The 15,787-nt window shown below is 69.2% G+C and carries 13 protein-coding genes and 1 tRNA gene; 7 read left to right on the plus strand and 7 right to left on the minus strand.

From position 1 onward, the window contains the following. Positions 1–29: 29 nt before the first annotated feature. Positions 30–830, plus strand: a complete 801-nt coding sequence (locus OG963_RS24255; protein ID WP_093774041.1) for a maleylpyruvate isomerase family mycothiol-dependent enzyme — start codon at positions 30–32, stop codon at positions 828–830. Positions 831–891: 61 nt separating this feature from the next. Next, positions 892–1,680 (plus strand): META domain-containing protein, encoded by a 789-nt coding sequence (locus OG963_RS24260; protein WP_256223925.1) that lies wholly within the window; start codon positions 892–894, stop codon positions 1,678–1,680. A 1-nt stretch (position 1,681) separates the two neighbouring features. Here the strand turns inward: OG963_RS24260 and OG963_RS24265 are convergent, their stop codons facing one another. Continuing rightward, complete coding sequence (locus OG963_RS24265) at positions 1,682–3,121, minus strand: sulfatase (RefSeq protein ID WP_371799449.1); 1,440 nt, start codon at positions 3,119–3,121, stop codon at positions 1,682–1,684. 238 nt (positions 3,122–3,359) lie between these two features. Beyond that, the gene (locus OG963_RS24270; RefSeq protein WP_362270235.1) at positions 3,360–3,452 is read right to left on the minus strand and encodes a putative leader peptide; all 93 of its coding nucleotides are present in this window, start codon (positions 3,450–3,452) and stop codon (positions 3,360–3,362) included. Positions 3,453–3,934: 482 nt separating this feature from the next. Between OG963_RS24270 and purF the strand changes: the two genes are divergently transcribed. Next, positions 3,935–5,461: an amidophosphoribosyltransferase gene (gene purF, locus OG963_RS24275; RefSeq protein ID WP_093774045.1), complete on the plus strand. Its 1,527-nt coding sequence runs from the start codon at positions 3,935–3,937 to the stop codon at positions 5,459–5,461. Between the two features lie 59 nt (positions 5,462–5,520). Beyond that, complete coding sequence (gene purM / locus OG963_RS24280) at positions 5,521–6,588, plus strand: phosphoribosylformylglycinamidine cyclo-ligase (protein ID WP_093774047.1); 1,068 nt, start codon at positions 5,521–5,523, stop codon at positions 6,586–6,588. Between the two features lie 163 nt (positions 6,589–6,751). Here purM and OG963_RS24285 read toward each other — a convergent pair whose 3' ends face one another. Both OG963_RS24285 and OG963_RS24290 read right to left on the minus strand, forming a co-directional pair. Then, complete coding sequence (locus OG963_RS24285) at positions 6,752–7,009, minus strand: DUF3073 domain-containing protein (RefSeq protein WP_030929682.1); 258 nt, start codon at positions 7,007–7,009, stop codon at positions 6,752–6,754. Between the two features lie 336 nt (positions 7,010–7,345). After that, on the minus strand, positions 7,346–8,428 hold the full coding sequence (locus OG963_RS24290; RefSeq protein WP_093774049.1) for a Glu/Leu/Phe/Val dehydrogenase dimerization domain-containing protein: 1,083 nt from the start codon (positions 8,426–8,428) through the stop codon (positions 7,346–7,348). 175 nt (positions 8,429–8,603) lie between these two features. On the opposite strand from OG963_RS24290, the gene OG963_RS24295 reads away from it, so the two are divergent. Both OG963_RS24295 and bldC read left to right on the plus strand, forming a co-directional pair. Beyond that, positions 8,604–9,449 carry a hypothetical protein gene (locus OG963_RS24295; RefSeq protein ID WP_371799450.1) on the plus strand — a complete coding sequence of 282 codons (846 nt, stop codon included), beginning with the start codon at positions 8,604–8,606 and terminating at the stop codon, positions 9,447–9,449. Between the two features lie 537 nt (positions 9,450–9,986). Beyond that, on the plus strand, positions 9,987–10,193 hold the full coding sequence (gene bldC / locus OG963_RS24300; RefSeq protein WP_003949541.1) for a developmental transcriptional regulator BldC: 207 nt from the start codon (positions 9,987–9,989) through the stop codon (positions 10,191–10,193). Between the two features lie 412 nt (positions 10,194–10,605). Here the strand turns inward: bldC and OG963_RS24305 are convergent, their stop codons facing one another. The 3 genes from OG963_RS24305 to hrpA all read right to left on the minus strand — a co-directional run bounded on the left by OG963_RS24305 (position 10,606) and on the right by hrpA (position 15,269). Next, a complete protein-coding gene (locus tag OG963_RS24305) occupies positions 10,606–11,007 on the minus strand; it encodes a DUF6274 family protein (RefSeq protein ID WP_319325313.1) in 402 nt (133 codons plus the stop codon). A 139-nt stretch (positions 11,008–11,146) separates the two neighbouring features. After that, a tRNA-Asp gene (locus OG963_RS24310) sits at positions 11,147–11,221 on the minus strand. Positions 11,222–11,336: 115 nt separating this feature from the next. Next, positions 11,337–15,269: an ATP-dependent RNA helicase HrpA gene (hrpA, locus tag OG963_RS24315; RefSeq protein ID WP_319325312.1), complete on the minus strand. Its 3,933-nt coding sequence runs from the start codon at positions 15,267–15,269 to the stop codon at positions 11,337–11,339. Positions 15,270–15,421: 152 nt separating this feature from the next. On the opposite strand from hrpA, the gene OG963_RS24320 reads away from it, so the two are divergent. Beyond that, a complete protein-coding gene (locus OG963_RS24320; RefSeq protein WP_093930937.1) occupies positions 15,422–15,751 on the plus strand; it encodes a hypothetical protein in 330 nt (109 codons plus the stop codon). Positions 15,752–15,787 lie beyond the last annotated feature (36 nt).

Genomic DNA, 15,787 nt, shown 5'->3' on the forward strand with positions numbered 1-15,787 from the left:
GCCTGCCGACTGCCCGTAGGCTCGCTGCCATGCCGCCGTCCCAGAAGCGCGCCCGCCGCTACGACCTCGTCCGGACCCGCACCGCCGTCCAGGCACAGTTCGCCCATGTCCGGGCGGCGGTAGGCACTCTGACGCCGGATCAGCTGGACCTGCCGACCCGGCTCGGTGAGTGGACGGTGCGCGACCTCGCCGCCCATCTGACGATGGCTGTCTCGAACGTCTGCCGGAACCTGGAGTTGCCGGAGCCGCCCGGCGAGAAGCCCGAGCTCACGCTGCTGGAGTGGCCTTTCTCGACCGCCGGGCGAGCCGGCAGGATCACCGATGACACCAAGGCGCTCGCCGCGGAACGTCCCGACCTCGAGGCGCTGTACGCGGAGGCCGCCGACCGGTTCGAGGCGGTGGTGCCGGGAGCGGCCGAGGACCGGTTGCTGCCCACCCGGGTGGGCGTGATGCGGCTGGGCGACTTCCTCGTCACCCGCACGGTGGAACTCGTCGTGCACACGGACGACCTGAACGCGGCGGCCGGGCTGGACATCCCGTACGACCGGCAGGCCCTTGCCGCCTGTACCCGGCTGCTCACGGACGCCCTCGCGGAGAAGGCACCCGGCGGTTCGGTCGAGGTGCGGGTCCCGCCGTTCTCGGTCGTCCAGTGCGTCCAGGGTCCGAAGCACACCCGCGGTACGCCGCCCAATGTCGTCGAGACCGATCCGCTGACCTGGATCCGGCTCGCCACCGGGCGTACGCAGTGGTCCCGGGCGCTCGACGAGGCGAAAGTCAGCGCGAGCGGTGAGCGGGCCGACCTGAGCGACCTGCTGCCGCTGCTCCGCTGACGGAAGACGGGGGAACCGGACCGGACCCTCGTCCCGTCATATGGCCATGTTCGGACAACGAATGACTGTCAGTGTCCTGGCTCTGCTCACCCTCGCCGCGTGCGGTACGGAGTCGGGGTCCGACGACGGCAGCGGCACCGTACGGACCGACCGGCCTGTCACCGGCGTCCACTGGAACGTCGATTCGGTGACGGTCGGAGGGAAGCGGACCGTGGCCCCGGGCGGCGCCCACGTCACGATCACGCCCGACGGCAGGGCCACCGGGAACTTCGGCTGCAACCACTTCACCGCCCCGGTCCGCGTGGACGGCGACACGGTCACCGTGAAGCCGGCCACGACCACCGAGATGGGCTGCGAGAAGGATCTTCAGCGGTTCGAGCGGGCCCTGTCCCGCACGTTCAGCGGCAGACTCACCGCCGCAGCGGCGGAGAAGAGCCTGACGCTGACCACAGCGAAGGGCGACTCCATCGCCTTCACCTCGGAGCCTGCCGCCCCGCTCGTCGGTACCACCTGGACCGTCACCGCTCTGGTCTCCGGCTCGGCCGCCTCGTCGCTGCCCGCCGGTGCGGGGAAGAAGGCGCAGCTGCGCTTCGGCAAGGACGACTCCGTACAGGGCAGCCCCGGCTGCAACCGGATCCGAGGCACCGCGACGGTCTCCGGCTCCGCCATCACGTTCGGCCGGATCAACGGCACCAGGACGATGTGCCCGGATCCGCAGATGAAGGTGGAACGCGCGCTGCTCGCGATCCTGGACGGGAGGACGACGTACAGGATCGATCACCGCACGCTGACCCTCACCACGGCGGACGGTGAGGGTTTCAGCGCCGCGGCACCCGCACCCGGGAAGTGAGTCAGGACCCCGTCGAGTACGGCAGCAGGCCCGCGTCCGTCCTCTCCCAGGACGCCCGCAGCTCGGCCAGCAGTTTCGGTTCGGCCTGCGCCCGGTCCGCCTGTTCCCGCTGGTCATGGGCGAGCTGGAACAGCTGGTCGGTCCCGCCCTTGCCCCGGTAGTACTTCCAGTCGCCGCGTCGCAGCGCCCGCTCCCCGCGTACCCGCCAGAACAGATCCCGCTCCCTCGGCTCCTCGCCTCTCAGCAGGTATCCGGCGAGGCTGATGCCGTCCAGCGGGTACGCGGGGTCCGGCCGCGCGCCGCCGAGCTCCAGCAGCGTCGCGGTCCAGTCCGGCGAGAACACCGGCAGAGCGCTCACCTGGTGCGGGTCGATCCTGGCCGGCCAGCGCAGCACTGCCGGGACCCGGATCCCGCCCTCCTGCAGCGAGGACTTGTTGCCGGACAGCGGCCACTGGTACGAGAACCGCTCGCCGCCGTTGTCGCTGGCGAAGAAGACCAGCGTGTCCTCCTCCTGACCGGACCGCTCCAGTGCCTTCAGCACCTCGCCGACCGAGCGGTCCAGGTCCTCCACCATCTGCTTGTACTTCGCGACCGAGCCGCCGTCCGCGTGGAACAGCCCCGCCAGGCCCCCGGCCCTGATCCTGCGGACGATCTCGGCGCTCTCGGCCGTGTCGCCCTCCGCGATCCACGGCCAGTGCGGGGTGGTGAAGTTGAGATTGAGCAGCCACGGCTTGTCGTGGTCGCGCTGTACGTACTCGCTCGCGCGCTCGGTCAGGATCCGCGTGTAGTAGCGCAGGTCCTTGTACTCGGCGTCGCCCTCGTACAGGTCGTACTCGCCGCCGAGGCCGAGCTTGGAGTAGTACTCCAACGCCCCGCCGAAGTTCCCGAAGAACTCGTCCCAGCCGGACTTGGTGGGGCTGTAGTCCGGCAGATAGCCGCAGTGCCACTTGCCGATCAGCGCGGTGGCGTACCCGGCTTCGCGCAACAGTGAGGCGAGCGTCGGGTGCGTGGGTTCGAGACCCACCGACCGGTCCGCGATCGGCTCGGCGAGACCGCCCTTCGTACGGCCCGGGTAGCGCCCGGTGTAGAGGCTGAACCGGGTGGGGGAGCAGGTCGCGGAGCCGGAGTAGGCGTCCGTGAACCGCACGCCCTGACGGCCGAGACGGTCCAGGTTCGGGGTGTGGATGTGCGGGGAGCCGTACGAGGAGAGATCGGCCCAGCCGAGGTCGTCGCCGAGGATGAAGAGGATGTTGGGCCGCCGGGAGTGCTTGCCGCGGGCCGCCCGGAAGGGGCGCTCACGGACGGCCTCGGCCGGAGCGGCCACGGCCGATGAGACAGGCGTGGCGGCGGAGGCCGGGGTGGCGACAGCCGGGATTCCGACTGCCGCGGTCGCGGCGGTGGCGCCGACGGCGGTCCCGAAGGCACGCCGGGTCAGAGGCATCGAATCCACATTTTCGTTCGAACTGCTTCGGTCGCGAGAAGGCATGACTGCTCCAGGGCAGGGCTCGGCCGCACACGGCGGAGCGTCGGAGGGAGGACGCAGGGCCCGTCAGGCGTCACATGCGGACATGCGGACGCGCACGCGGGTACGAGTGAGGGAATGCGGAAGTGGAGGGCGCCGCGAGGGCGGGCCCGGCGCCGTCAGCAGGCGCGCGTCGACGCGGTGCGCGTCATGGGAATCAGACGCAGCGACAGATGGCGCTCGCGACACGTCCCAGATCGACGTGGCGGCGCTCCACGAGCGTGACCGAACGGTCACCGAGAGGCTGCATGGGGCAGGAGCCTGCCAAGGGGTCATGCGCCTGTCAACGCCGGTCTCGCACTCCGGACGCCGACGCGTCGCGGACGGTGAATCCGCAGCCCGGGACAGCGCGATCCGAGACCTGGACCGGTGCGATCCGCGAGCCGAGACATGGTGGCAGGGAAAGCCGCATACCGCCCCGTCGGCCATTCGTCCGGTGTGAGGCTCACCACGAAACGAGCGTTCGGCCAGCGCCTTCCCCGCCCCGTCGGCCGACTCGCCGAGCGTGCGCCCGGCCCTGCAGGCCTCGTGACACGCTCATGGCCGGAACCGGTCGGTAACCCGCCGCCAGGCCGGGCCTCGACCGCTCCGCAGCCTGCCCGCAGCCGAGAGTCATCACTGTCCGTGACCCTTCGATCGGCCCCGGGAACGGTGTTCCGGCGCCGTTCCCAGGTGCTCCGGCGAGGTGTCCCCAATTCGGACCAGTGGTCGATCTCGCCTACACTCGGTGGCGTGCCCCGTGGTGATGGACGACTCAACCACGACCTGCTCCCCGGAGAGAAAGGCCCCCAGGACGCTTGTGGCGTCTTCGGTGTCTGGGCTCCGGGTGAAGAGGTCGCCAAGCTCACCTATTTCGGACTGTATGCCCTGCAGCACCGTGGACAGGAGTCCGCGGGCATCGCAGTGAGCAACGGGTCCCAGATCCTGGTCTTCAAGGACATGGGACTGGTCTCGCAGGTCTTCGACGAAACGTCTCTGGGATCTCTCCAGGGCCATATCGCGGTCGGTCATGCCCGCTACTCCACCACCGGTGCCTCGGTGTGGGAGAACGCGCAGCCGACGTTCCGTGCGACCGCGCACGGCTCGATCGCCCTGGGTCACAACGGCAACCTGGTCAATACGGCCCAGCTCGCCGAGATGGTCGCCGACCTTCCCCGCAAGGACGGTCGCGCCACCCAGGTCGCCGCGACGAACGACACCGACCTGGTGACCGCTCTGCTCGCCGGCCAGACCGACGACGACGGCAAGCCGCTCACCATCGAGGAGGCTGCCGGCAAGGTGCTTCCCGATGTGAAGGGCGCCTTCTCGCTCGTCTTCATGGACGAGCACACCCTCTACGCCGCCCGCGACCCGCAGGGCATCCGCCCGCTGGTCCTCGGCCGGCTGGAGCGCGGCTGGGTGGTGGCATCGGAATCCGCCGCCCTCGACATCTGCGGCGCCAGCTTCGTCCGCGAGATCGAGCCGGGCGAACTCGTCGCCATCGACGAGAACGGTCTGCGCACTTCGCGGTTCGCTGAAGCGAAGCCCAAGGGCTGTGTCTTCGAGTACGTCTACCTGGCCCGCCCCGACACCGACATCGCCGGGCGGAACGTGTACCTCTCCCGCGTGGAGATGGGCCGCAAGCTGGCCGCCGAGGCCCCGGTCGAGGCCGATCTGGTCATAGCGACACCGGAGTCCGGCACCCCCGCCGCCATCGGTTACGCGGAGGCCAGCGGCATCCCGTTCGGTGCCGGTCTGGTCAAGAACGCTTACGTCGGCCGGACCTTCATCCAGCCGTCCCAGACCATTCGCCAGCTGGGTATCCGCCTCAAGCTGAACCCGCTCAAGGAAGTCATCAAGGGCAAGCGCCTGGTGGTCGTCGACGACTCGATCGTCCGCGGCAACACGCAGCGCGCACTGGTCCGGATGCTCCGTGAGGCCGGCGCCGCCGAGATCCACATCCGGATCTCGTCCCCGCCGGTGAAGTGGCCCTGCTTCTTCGGTATCGACTTCGCGACCCGCGCCGAGCTGATCGCCAACGGCATGTCCGTCGACGAGATCTGCACGTCGATGGGGGCCGACTCGCTCGCGTACATCTCGCTCGACGCGATGATCGAAGCGACGACGATCGCCAAGCCGAACCTGTGCCGTGCCTGCTTCGACGGCGAGTACCCGATGGAGCTCCCGGACCCGGAGCTGCTCGGCAAGCAGCTGCTGGAGACCGAGCTGGCGGCGGGCCCCGCGGCCACCGCCGCGGCCGACGCCCTGCGTCGTCCGTGACCGGCCAGGCACCCAGCCCTGCCACCAGCCCCGTATTTCCACACGAAAGATCCCAGGCAATGTCTGAGACAACAGGTGCTTCCTACGCGGCAGCGGGCGTCGACATCGAGGCCGGTGACCGTGCCGTCGAGCTCATGAAGGAGTGGGTGAAGAAGACGCGGCGCCCCGAGGTCCTCGGCGGCCTCGGCGGTTTCGCCGGCCTCTTCGACGCCTCGGCGCTCAAGCGTTACGAGCGTCCGCTCCTCGCCTCCGCCACCGACGGCGTCGGCACGAAGGTCGACCTCGCCCGCCAGATGGGCGTGTACGACACCATCGGTCACGACCTCGTCGGCATGGTCGTCGACGACCTGGTCGTCTGCGGCGCCGAGCCGCTCTTCATGACCGACTACATCTGCGTCGGCAAGGTGCATCCCGAGCGTGTCGCGTCCATCGTGAAGGGCATCGCCGAGGGCTGTGTCCTGGCGGGCTGCGCCCTGGTCGGCGGCGAGACCGCCGAGCACCCGGGACTGCTCGGCCCCGATGACTTCGATGTCGCCGGTGCCGGTACGGGCGTGGTCGAGGCCGACCGGCTGCTCGGCCCGGACCGTATCCGTAAGGGTGACGCGGTCATCGCGATGGCGTCGTCCGGACTTCACTCCAACGGGTACTCGCTCGTCCGCCACGTCGTCTTCGACCGGGCCGGCTGGGCGCTGGACCGCGACGTCGAGGAGTTCGGCCGCACGCTCGGCGAGGAGCTCCTGGAGCCCACCAAGATCTACTCGCTGGACTGCCTGGCACTGACCCGTACGACCGAGGTGCACGGCTTCAGCCACGTCACCGGCGGCGGCCTCGCCAACAACCTCGCCCGGGTCATCCCGGACGGGCTGCACGCCACGGTCGACCGCTCCACCTGGACGCCCGGCGCGGTCTTCGACCTGGTCGGCAAGGCCGGTCAGGTCGAGCAGCTGGAGCTGGAGAAGACGCTCAACATGGGTGTCGGCATGATCGCGATCGTCCCCGCGGAATCGGTGGACGTCGCGCTCACGACGCTGGCCGACCGCGGAGTCGACTCCTGGGTCGCCGGCGAGATCACGGATCGTGGCACGCACACGACGGGTGCCGAGCTCACGGGTTCGTACGCGCGGTAGGCGGGCGGGGCAGGACACATCGGAGCCGTCCGGTGCCGTTCTGCCCTCCATCGCCGGACGTCCCGGGAACGACCGCATCCCGGCCCGGCACGGTCAGCCGGATCCGGGCAGCACAAAACCCGGTCCGGGCGAGCCCGAACCGGGTTGTTGTGTCAGCGCGAGGTCAAGCGCCGCGGCGCTGTGACGACGGACCGGACTGATCGTCCTCGTCCTCGTCCTCGTCGTCGTTGTACAGATCCGCGTACTGTGCGTACGGGTCATCTTCCTCGTCGTCGTCCTCGAACGGCTCTGCGTTCGGTGGTTGACTCGAAGGCGATGCGCCCAGCTCATTGGCCAGACGCGACAGGTCAGTCCCGCCGCTGCTGTACTTCAGCTGGCGGGCGACCTTTGTCTGCTTGGCCTTTGCCCGGCCGCGCCCCATGGCTCGACCCCCTCGGTGACGGGGCTCGACGGCCCCAGAGTCTTGACACGCGTTCATGTTTCAGGACGGACTCTCGGCAGAGAGACCGTGCCCGTAGGGCTTTAACGGTACCTGCTTCCGTGGCCATACGGTACGCCGCCCGCATCACAGGCCCCGGAACAGGACCAGCAAGAAGCCCCGTCCTCGCTGGTCAACTGCGATTTTAACCTCTTCTTGGCATGCGACCCGCCGACCGGCGTGAGTCTTGTCTCGCCGGTCGGCGGATCGGTGGGCCGTGGAGCGCCGAGGTACGGGGAAGACGCCTGGTGAGGCCACCGCGACCCTCGGTGACGGATGTCAGCGGCGGCGGGCCTCGGCCATCCGCTGCTCGGCGATCCGGTCGGCCGCCGCGGCCGGCGGAATGCCGTCATCCTTCGCACGTGCGAATATGGCGAGCGTGGTGTCGAAGATCTTCGACGCCTTCGCCTTGCACCGGTCGAAGTCGAAGCCGTGCAGTTCGTCGGCGACCTGGATGACACCGCCCGCGTTCACCACGTAGTCGGGGGCGTAGAGGATCGAACGATCCGCGAGGTCCTTCTCGACACCCGGGTGCGCGAGCTGGTTGTTGGCCGCACCGCACACCACCTTGGCCGTGAGCACCGGAACGGTGTCGTCGTTCAGCGCGCCGCCGAGCGCGCAAGGGGCGTAGATGTCGAGGCCCTCGGTGCGGATCAGCGTGGCGGTGTCGGCGGCGACCGTGACCTCGGGGTGGGCCTCGGTGATCCGGCGTACCGACTCGTCACGTACGTCCGTGATGACGACCTCGGCGCCGTCCTTCAGCAGATGCTCGACGAGGTGGCGGCCGACCTTGCCGACGCCCGCGACCCCCACTTTCCGGCCACGCAGCGTCGGGTCGCCCCAGAGGTGCTGGGCCGAGGCCCGCATGCCCTGGAAGACGCCGAAGGCGGTGAGGACGGAGGAGTCGCCGGCGCCACCGTTCTCCGGGGAGCGACCGGTGGTCCACCGGCACTCGCGGGCGACGACGTCCATGTCGGCGACGTAGGTGCCGACGTCGCAGGCGGTCACGTAGCGCCCGCCGAGCGAGGCCACGAACCGGCCGTAGGCCAGCAGCAGTTCCTCGGTCTTGATCTTCTCGGGGTCGCCGATGATGACGGCCTTGCCGCCGCCGTGGTCGAGACCGGCCATGGCGTTCTTGTACGACATGCCGCGCGCCAGGTTCAGCGCATCCGAGACGGCCTCCTCCTCGGAGGCGTACGGATAGAAGCGGGTGCCGCCGAGGGCCGGGCCCAGGGCGGTGGAGTGGATGGCGATGACGGCCTTGAGGCCGCTGGCACGGTCCTGGCAGAGCACGACTTGCTCGTGGCCCCCCTGATCCGAGTGGAACAGGGTGTGCAGGACGCCGTCGGTCACATCGGTCACTGTGGTGACTCCCAAGTACGAAGCGGCGGGGACCCTCCTGAAGGTGGGGAGGGCCACGGAACGACCGGCACGGTCGGTCCGACTGGGCAAGAGCGTAAGTCCTGCGCGGACGTAGATCTGTTCCAGTGCCGAGGATCACCCCCCGGCGGAGTACGGGCGTGACACGATTTGCTGCATGTCGGTGGTGTCTTCGGTGCTCGTCCCTTACGCGTCCTACCTCCGGGTGTACGAACCGCTGGCGGCCTTCCCGGAGCCGGAACGCACCCACTGGGCCCGGTATGCGGGGCGCGCCCGCATCCCCACGGCCCAGGACGAACTGCGCCGTTCGCTGGCGGACTTGGTGGCCACTCCACCGGTCGGGGTGCCGGCGCACGAGAGCGCGGACGCGTTCGTCGCCGAGGTGAACGGTGTGGTCTGCGTCTGTCCGTGGCGGACCCGGCTGCGCGGCTGGCTGGCACTGGGGGAGCTGGCGGAGATGTTCCCGGATCCGGTGCTCGACGCGGTGCTGCCGCCGGTGGTGCGCGGGCAGGCGGTCGCGGACCACGAGCGGTGGGCGGAGCGCAATCCGGACGCCCGGCCGTGGATTCGAACCGCGGTGTGGCAGGTCCCGGTGCGGTGGTTCGTCCTCTTCGCCGACGAGGAGCGCGAGCACACCGGGGCGGACGCGGACGGGGGAGCGCCGGTGCTGCGTTACCGGACTCCGATGGTGCAGGCGCGGCGCCGGCTGGCCCGGGCGCTGAAGACGCTGCGGGAGAGCGTCGACGAGGGTCCGCTGACCGAGGGGCTGGTGGACGTCGGGCGCTGGCTGGAGGAGTTCCATCCGCGTGCGCTGGTCGAGCTGGATTACGGCGGCCTGGTGCACGCGCTGTCGGCGAAGCAGCTCGCCGAGGACCGGTCGGCCCTGGATGTCGCCGAGGGCATCGCGGCACTGCAGGCCGGTGACTCCGAGGGCGCGGGCGAGGCGTACGGGCGGCTGGCCGAGCGCTGGCGAGCCGTGAGGGACCGTCAGTTCGCCAACTGATTCCTGCCGATCCGAGCAGGCCTTGAACCGTTGTCCCGTGTGACGCGTGAGAGCGGTGGGAGCGAAGGGGCGGGAACGTACTCCAGTGGCTCCAGGACCTACGTCCCGAACCGGGCCTTTGCCTCAAGGGTGACGGATAGCACTAACTGGGCCCTTGCGCCCTTCCCTACTCCTCGTGCCAAAATAGGACAAGGAGTCCGGGGAGGACTCCTTCCGCCCAAGTATGGGCGGAATACTCAGCATTGCACGCTATGGGGGGTCTGGTGACTCCTGATCGCTCTGTGACTGATCGTCACGGTGGTGTGACTGTCCGCTATGGCATGGTCCATCGGCTTCCGTCGCTGATGAACACCTGGGAGGGCAATTCCATCGGTTTGGCCGACGTGGCTGGACGGATGGTGTAGTTGTAGTGCCGAGGACAAGCCGTTCGTCCTATAACCGACTCGGCCCGCGTCCGCCATTTCGGGCAACGTGGGTCAAGGTGCAGAATTTAGAGGAAAGAACCGAGATGGTTCGGTTCTCCCGAGGAGGCCGCTCATGACCGCTCGCACCCCTGATGCCGAGCCGCTGCTGACCCCGGCTGAGGTTGCCACGATGTTCCGCGTGGACCCGAAGACGGTCACCCGTTGGGCGAAGGCAGGCAAGCTCACGTCCATCCGCACGCTCGGTGGACATCGCCGGTACCGCGAGGCAGAGGTCCGCGCACTGCTTGCGGGTATTCCGCAGCAGCGCAGCGAGGCCTGACACACCCCTGTCGCCGCGCCACAACCGGGCTGCCCGGGTCCCCCAACCCGTGTTCGCCCACCCATAGCTCCACACGACGGGCGTCCGCCCCAACGGGCGCCATACCTATGTCATAACGGGTGCGTCGTTCGATCGCGCTGGACTCCGCCGGGTCCAGCGCGATCTTTTTTGTGCCCGCACGGCGAGTGGTCGGCCCTGTGGGCGGCCCTTGGATCGGCGGTGCGGCGGCTCAGATGCCGACCCGGTGACGCCTGTGGGGCATGCCTGCCGGCCCTGCCGGACGGCCCCCCGAGGGCTCCTTCGTCGGTACCCCGATGACCCCGTCCGAGTAGTGCAATTGCACATATTAAATTCGCCAGTTGTAGGAAGGGTGTAAAGTCACCCTTTCTCAAAACTCATTCAGTGACTCCCGTCACACGGCCCGAGTCTTGCCAGGGTCGATCGCGCCACTGCCGAGAAAGGAAATTCCTTGCTCCTGGCCATGGGGCGACAGGCTTTCCCCCTCGGCCGTCACCTCGTCGGCCGACGTGTCGGAGGCGTGGGTGGGCGTGGCGGCCGCGGCGGTGTCCGGAACGCCTGCTGACGTCGCGGCGGGCGGGGCCGGGGGTTCAGGGGCGCGCGCGGGCCCGGAGGCCGTCACGTACCCGAGGAAGCCCGTGGCGGGCTCCACGGAGTCGGTGGTGGGCTCCATGGCGAGCCGCAGGAGGCGATGGCAGATCGGGCAGTGCCGGGTGAGGTGTCGATAGCCGGAAGCGGCCGCCAGGTGGGCGCGCAGCAGCGCGCGGGTCTCGTGCCTTGCCGTGGATGCCGCCATCCGCGCCACCCCCCGGTGGAACGCGCTGCCCCGTGCCGTGGAACAGGGGCAGTCCCTGTTGCCTGAGTACTCGTTGGCAGTTGCCGGAGTCAAGACGCGTGAAAGCCCGGATCCTTGGGGATCCGGGCTTTCGTTACTGCGGTCCTGACGGGATTTGAACCCGCGGCCTCCACCTTGACAGGGTGGCGAGCACTCCAAACTGCTCCACAGGACCAGGTTTTCGCTGCTGCCTTGCGGCTGGCTGCGAAAACAGACTGTACAGGAGGTTGGAGGCTCTGGTCGACCTCACTCCTGGTGGCGGCTCGGTTACGGCGCCGAGGTCGCCCGGGTCACGGCGCCGCGGCGTCGATCGCCTTCACGATCCGCTTGTCGGAGACGGGGTACGCGGTGCCCAGGGCGTGCGCGAAGTAGCTGACCCGGAGCTCCTCGATCATCCAGCGGATGTCCAGGACCTCCTGCGGAACGGGCCTGCCCTGCGGCATCTGTTCGAGCAGCCAGGCGTACTCGTCCTGCATCTCGTGGACCTTCTCCATGCGCGTGGTGTCGCGCTGGACGGCCGTCGGCATCTGCTGCAGCCGGCGGTCCGCGGCGACCAGGTAGCGCATCAGGTCGGGCAGCCTGCGCAGCCCGGTCTTCGTGACGAAACCCGGCGGTACGAGGGCCGCGAGCTGGTCCCGCACATCGGTGACGTTGTTGACCAGGACGAGGCTGTTGGTGGCCTTCAGGCGCCGCTCGCAGGCCTGCCAGGCGGCCAGCACCTGCTGCACCTGCGCGACGGTGTGCTCGGTCAGTGCGACGAGATCGGCGCGGACCTTGTCGTACAGCTTCCGGAACGACTCCTCGTCCCACGCGGGACCGCCGTGGGCGGCGATCAGCCGGTCCGCCGCCGCCGTCGCGCAGTCCTCGAACAGCGCCTGGATGGAGCCGTGCGGGTTGCGGGACAAGGCCAGCTTCTGCTGGTTCGTCAGCTTGTCCGAGGCGAACTTGGCCGGGTTCACCGGGATGTTCAGCAGGATCAGCTTCCGGGTGCCGTGCCACATGGACTGCAGTTGCTCGGCCTCGGTGTCGAAGAGCCGTACGGCCACGGTCTCGCCCTGGTCGACCAGCGCCGGGTACGCCTTGACCGGCTGGCCTGCCCGCCGGGTCTCGAAGACCCGGTTCAGGGTGCCGATCGTCCAGTCCGTGAGGCCCGAGCGCTCGATGGACTCACCCGACGGGCCCGCGGTGGCCGCAGCGGCCTTGGAGAGGGCCTGACGGGCCTTGGGGCGCAGCTGGAGCTTCAGCGCCTCCAGGTCCTTGTCCTCGGCCACCTTGCGGCGCCGCTCGTCGACGATCCGGAACGTGATCTTCAGGTGGTCCGGGATCCGGGACAGGTCGAAGTCGTCGGCGGAGACCGGGACGCCGACCATCCGTTGGAGCTCACGCGCGAGTGTGGCCGCCAGCGGCTCCTGCAGCGGCACCGCCCGGTCCAGGAACTTGCCCGCGTAGTTCGGCGCGGGCACGTAGTGCCGGCGGATCGGCTTGGGCAGCGACCGGATCAGCTCGGTGACCACCTCTTCGCGCAGACCCGGGATCTGCCAGTCGAAGCCCTCCGAGGTGACCTGGTTGAGCACTTGGAGGGGGACATGGACGGTCACACCGTCCGCGTCCGCGCCGGGCTCGAACTGGTAGGTCACCTTGAATTTGAGCTTCCCCTGCCGCCAGGAGTCCGGGTAGTCGTCCTTGGTGACGGCCCCGGCCTTCTCGTTGATGAGCATCGAGCGCTCGAAGTCGAGCGCGTCCGGCTCGTCGCGGCGCTTGTGCTTCCACCAGGAGTCGAAGTGCGCGCCGGAGACGACGTGCTCGGGAATCCGCTGGTCGTAGAAGTCGAAGAGCGTCTCGTCGTCCACGAGGATGTCGCGGCGGCGCGCCCGGTGCTCCAACTCCTCGACCTCGCCGAGGAGTTTGCGGTTGTCGTGGAAGAACTGATGGTGCGTCCGCCAGTCGCCCTCGACCAGTGCGTTCCGGATGAAGAGATCGCGGGACGTCTCGGCGTCGATCCGGCCGAAATTGATCTTGCGCTGGGCCACGATCGGCACGCCGTACAGCGTGACCCGCTCGTACGCCATCACCGCCGCCTGGTCCTTCTCCCAGTGCGGCTCGCTGTACGTGCGCTTCAGCAGATGCTGGGCCAGCGGTTCGATCCACTCCGGCTCGACCTTGGCATTGACCCGCGCCCACAGCCGGGACGTCTCGACCAGCTCGGCCGACATCACGAACCGCGGCTGCTTCTTGAACAGCGCCGAACCGGGGAAGACCGCGAATTTGGCGCTGCGCGCACCCAGGTACTCGTTCTTCTCGGTGTCCTTCAGGCCGATGTGCGACAGCAGCCCGGCCAGCAGCGAGGTGTGCACCGCCTGCTCGGGCGCGGCCAGGTCCGCCGAGGGCTCCTCGAGATGCATGCCCATCTGCTTGGCGACCGTGCGCAGCTGCGCATAGATGTCCTGCCATTCGCGGATGCGCAGGAAGTTCAGATACTCCTGCTTGCACATCCGGCGGAAGCTGGACGAGCCGCGCTCCTTCTGCTGCTCGCGGATGTACCGCCACAGATTCAGGAACGCCAGGAAGTCCGACGTCTCGTCCTTGAAGCGGGCGTGCTGCTGATCGGCCTGCGTCTGCTTGTCCGAGGGCCGCTCGCGCGGGTCCTGGATGGAGAGGGCGGCGGCGATCACCATGACCTCGCGCGTGCAGCCGTTGCGGTCGGCCTCGATGACCATGCGGGCGAGGCGGGGGTCGACGGGCAGCTGCGCGAGCTTCCGCCCCAGCTGCGTCAGCCGCTTCTTCGGATCCTTCTCGTCCGGGTCCAGTGCGCCGAGCTCCTGGAGAAGCTGCACACCGTCGCGGATGTTGCGGTGGTCCGGCGGGTCGATGAAGGGGAACTTCTCGATGTCTCCGAGGCCGGCCGCGGTCATCTGGAGGATGACGGACGCCAGGTTCGTGCGGAGGATCTCCGCGTCCGTGAACTCCGGGCGGGTCAGGAAGTCGTCCTCGGAGTACAGCCGGATGCAGATGCCGTCCGACGTACGGCCGCAGCGGCCCTTGCGCTGGTTGGCGCTGGCCTGCGAGATCCGCTCGATGGGCAGCCGCTGGACCTTGGTGCGGTGGCTGTAGCGGGAGATCCGGGCGTTGCCCGGGTCGATCACGTATTTGATGCCGGGGACGGTCAGCGAGGTCTCGGCGACGTTCGTCGCCAGAACGATCCTGCGGCCGGTGTGGCGCTGGAACACCCGGTGCTGCTCGGCGTGCGACAGGCGCGCGTAGAGCGGGAGCACCTCGGTGTGGCGGAGGTTCTTCTTGTTCAGGGCGTCCGCCGTGTCGCGGATCTCGCGCTCGCCGGAGAGGAAGACCAGGACATCGCCGGGGCCCTCCGCCTGCAGCTCGTCGACGGCGTCGCAGATCGCGGTGATCTGGTCGCGGTCGGAGTCGTCGCCCTCTTCTTCGAGGAGCGGCCGGTAGCGCACCTCGACCGGATACGTACGCCCGCTGACCTCGACGATCGGTGCATCACCGAAGTGCCGGGCGAAGCGCTCGGGGTCGATGGTCGCCGAGGTGATGACGACCTTCAGATCGGGGCGCTTGGGCAGCAGCCTGGCCAGATAGCCGAGCAGGAAGTCGATGTTCAGAGACCGCTCGTGGGCCTCGTCGATGATGATCGTGTCGTACGCGAGCAGCTCGCGGTCCGTCTGGATCTCGGCCAGCAGGATGCCGTCCGTCATCAGCTTCAGATACGTGGCGTCCGGGTTCACCTGGTCGGTGAAGCGGACCTTCCAGCCGACGGCCTCGCCGAGCGGGGTCCTCAGCTCGTCGGCGACGCGCTCGGCGACCGTACGGGCCGCGATCCGGCGCGGCTGGGTGTGCCCGATCATGCCCCGGACACCGCGCCCCAGCTCCATACAGATCTTGGGGATCTGCGTGGTCTTGCCGGAGCCGGTCTCACCGGCGACGATCACGACCTGGTGGTCGCGTATCGCCTCCAGGATCTCGTCCTTCTTCTGACTGACCGGAAGCTCTTCCGGGTACGAGAGAGCAGGCACCCTCGCGGCGCGCCCTGCGAGCCGCTCGGCTGCCTTCCCGGCCTGGGTGGCGATCTCGTCCAGCACGGCCTTCTGGGCGTCGGGCTTACGGATCCGGCGCGCCCCTTCGAGGCGGCGGCCGAGCCGGTGCGCGTCGCGGAGCGAGAGCTGTCCGAGCTGGGACTGGAGATCGGCAAAGGAAGTAGACATACGGGTCCCAGGATCGCACCCGGGCCCGAGGAACGGCGAACATATTTTGCGCGGTCTGCGTCACGACCGTGGTGACCGTGGGGAAGCCCGGGATCACAGCACGTACCATTTCGGGCAACCGATCTTCGTGCCGCAGTCGAAAGCTGGTCCCCGTGTCCCGTGCGCAGTGGTGCTGCCCGGCGGCGGTTTCCGTAGTCGTACCGGGGCTCTGCCGCGGGGCTGCGGCTGTGGGCGGCGGTGCGTCGCAGCAGGCCGGCACGGTGGCGGCCCCGGCCGACGACGGTCGGCGGGTGCCCGGCCGCGGCAAGGGCGCGACGCGTGACGGCATCGAGCCGGGCGTCCCGGTCCGGGCCCGTGCGGTGCACGGGCAGGCGCCCGGGCCCGTCGGGCGGGGGTCGGCCGAGCCGTCCGCACGAGTCGGGTTGGAGGGACCCGGGCCTGCCGCGCCCACCCCGGTGGAACTCTCCGTACTGCGGGTCTAGACGGCGTTGCGTCACCCGGCCGCCCCCTCGCAACCC

The organism is Streptomyces sp. NBC_01707 (assembly GCF_041438805.1).
GTDB lineage: Bacteria > Actinomycetota > Actinomycetes > Streptomycetales > Streptomycetaceae > Streptomyces.

Excerpts from the sequence above, each read along its gene's own strand:
- OG963_RS24255 (WP_093774041.1), top strand. The coding sequence starts at position 30 with ATGCCGCCGTCCCAGAAGCGCGCCCGCCGCTACGACCTCGTCCGGACC.
- OG963_RS24260 (WP_256223925.1), top strand. The coding sequence starts at position 892 with ATGACTGTCAGTGTCCTGGCTCTGCTCACCCTCGCCGCGTGCGGTACG.
- OG963_RS24265 (WP_371799449.1), bottom strand. The coding sequence starts at position 3,121 with ATGCCTCTGACCCGGCGTGCCTTCGGGACCGCCGTCGGCGCCACCGCC.
- OG963_RS24270 (WP_362270235.1), bottom strand. The coding sequence starts at position 3,452 with ATGCAGCCTCTCGGTGACCGTTCGGTCACGCTCGTGGAGCGCCGCCAC.
- purM (WP_093774047.1), top strand. The coding sequence starts at position 5,521 with ATGTCTGAGACAACAGGTGCTTCCTACGCGGCAGCGGGCGTCGACATC.
- OG963_RS24285 (WP_030929682.1), bottom strand. The coding sequence starts at position 7,009 with ATGGGGCGCGGCCGGGCAAAGGCCAAGCAGACAAAGGTCGCCCGCCAG.
- OG963_RS24295 (WP_371799450.1), top strand. The coding sequence starts at position 8,604 with ATGTCGGTGGTGTCTTCGGTGCTCGTCCCTTACGCGTCCTACCTCCGG.
- bldC (WP_003949541.1), top strand. The coding sequence starts at position 9,987 with ATGACCGCTCGCACCCCTGATGCCGAGCCGCTGCTGACCCCGGCTGAG.
- OG963_RS24305 (WP_319325313.1), bottom strand. The coding sequence starts at position 11,007 with ATGGCGGCATCCACGGCAAGGCACGAGACCCGCGCGCTGCTGCGCGCC.
- hrpA (WP_319325312.1), bottom strand. The coding sequence starts at position 15,269 with ATGTCTACTTCCTTTGCCGATCTCCAGTCCCAGCTCGGACAGCTCTCG.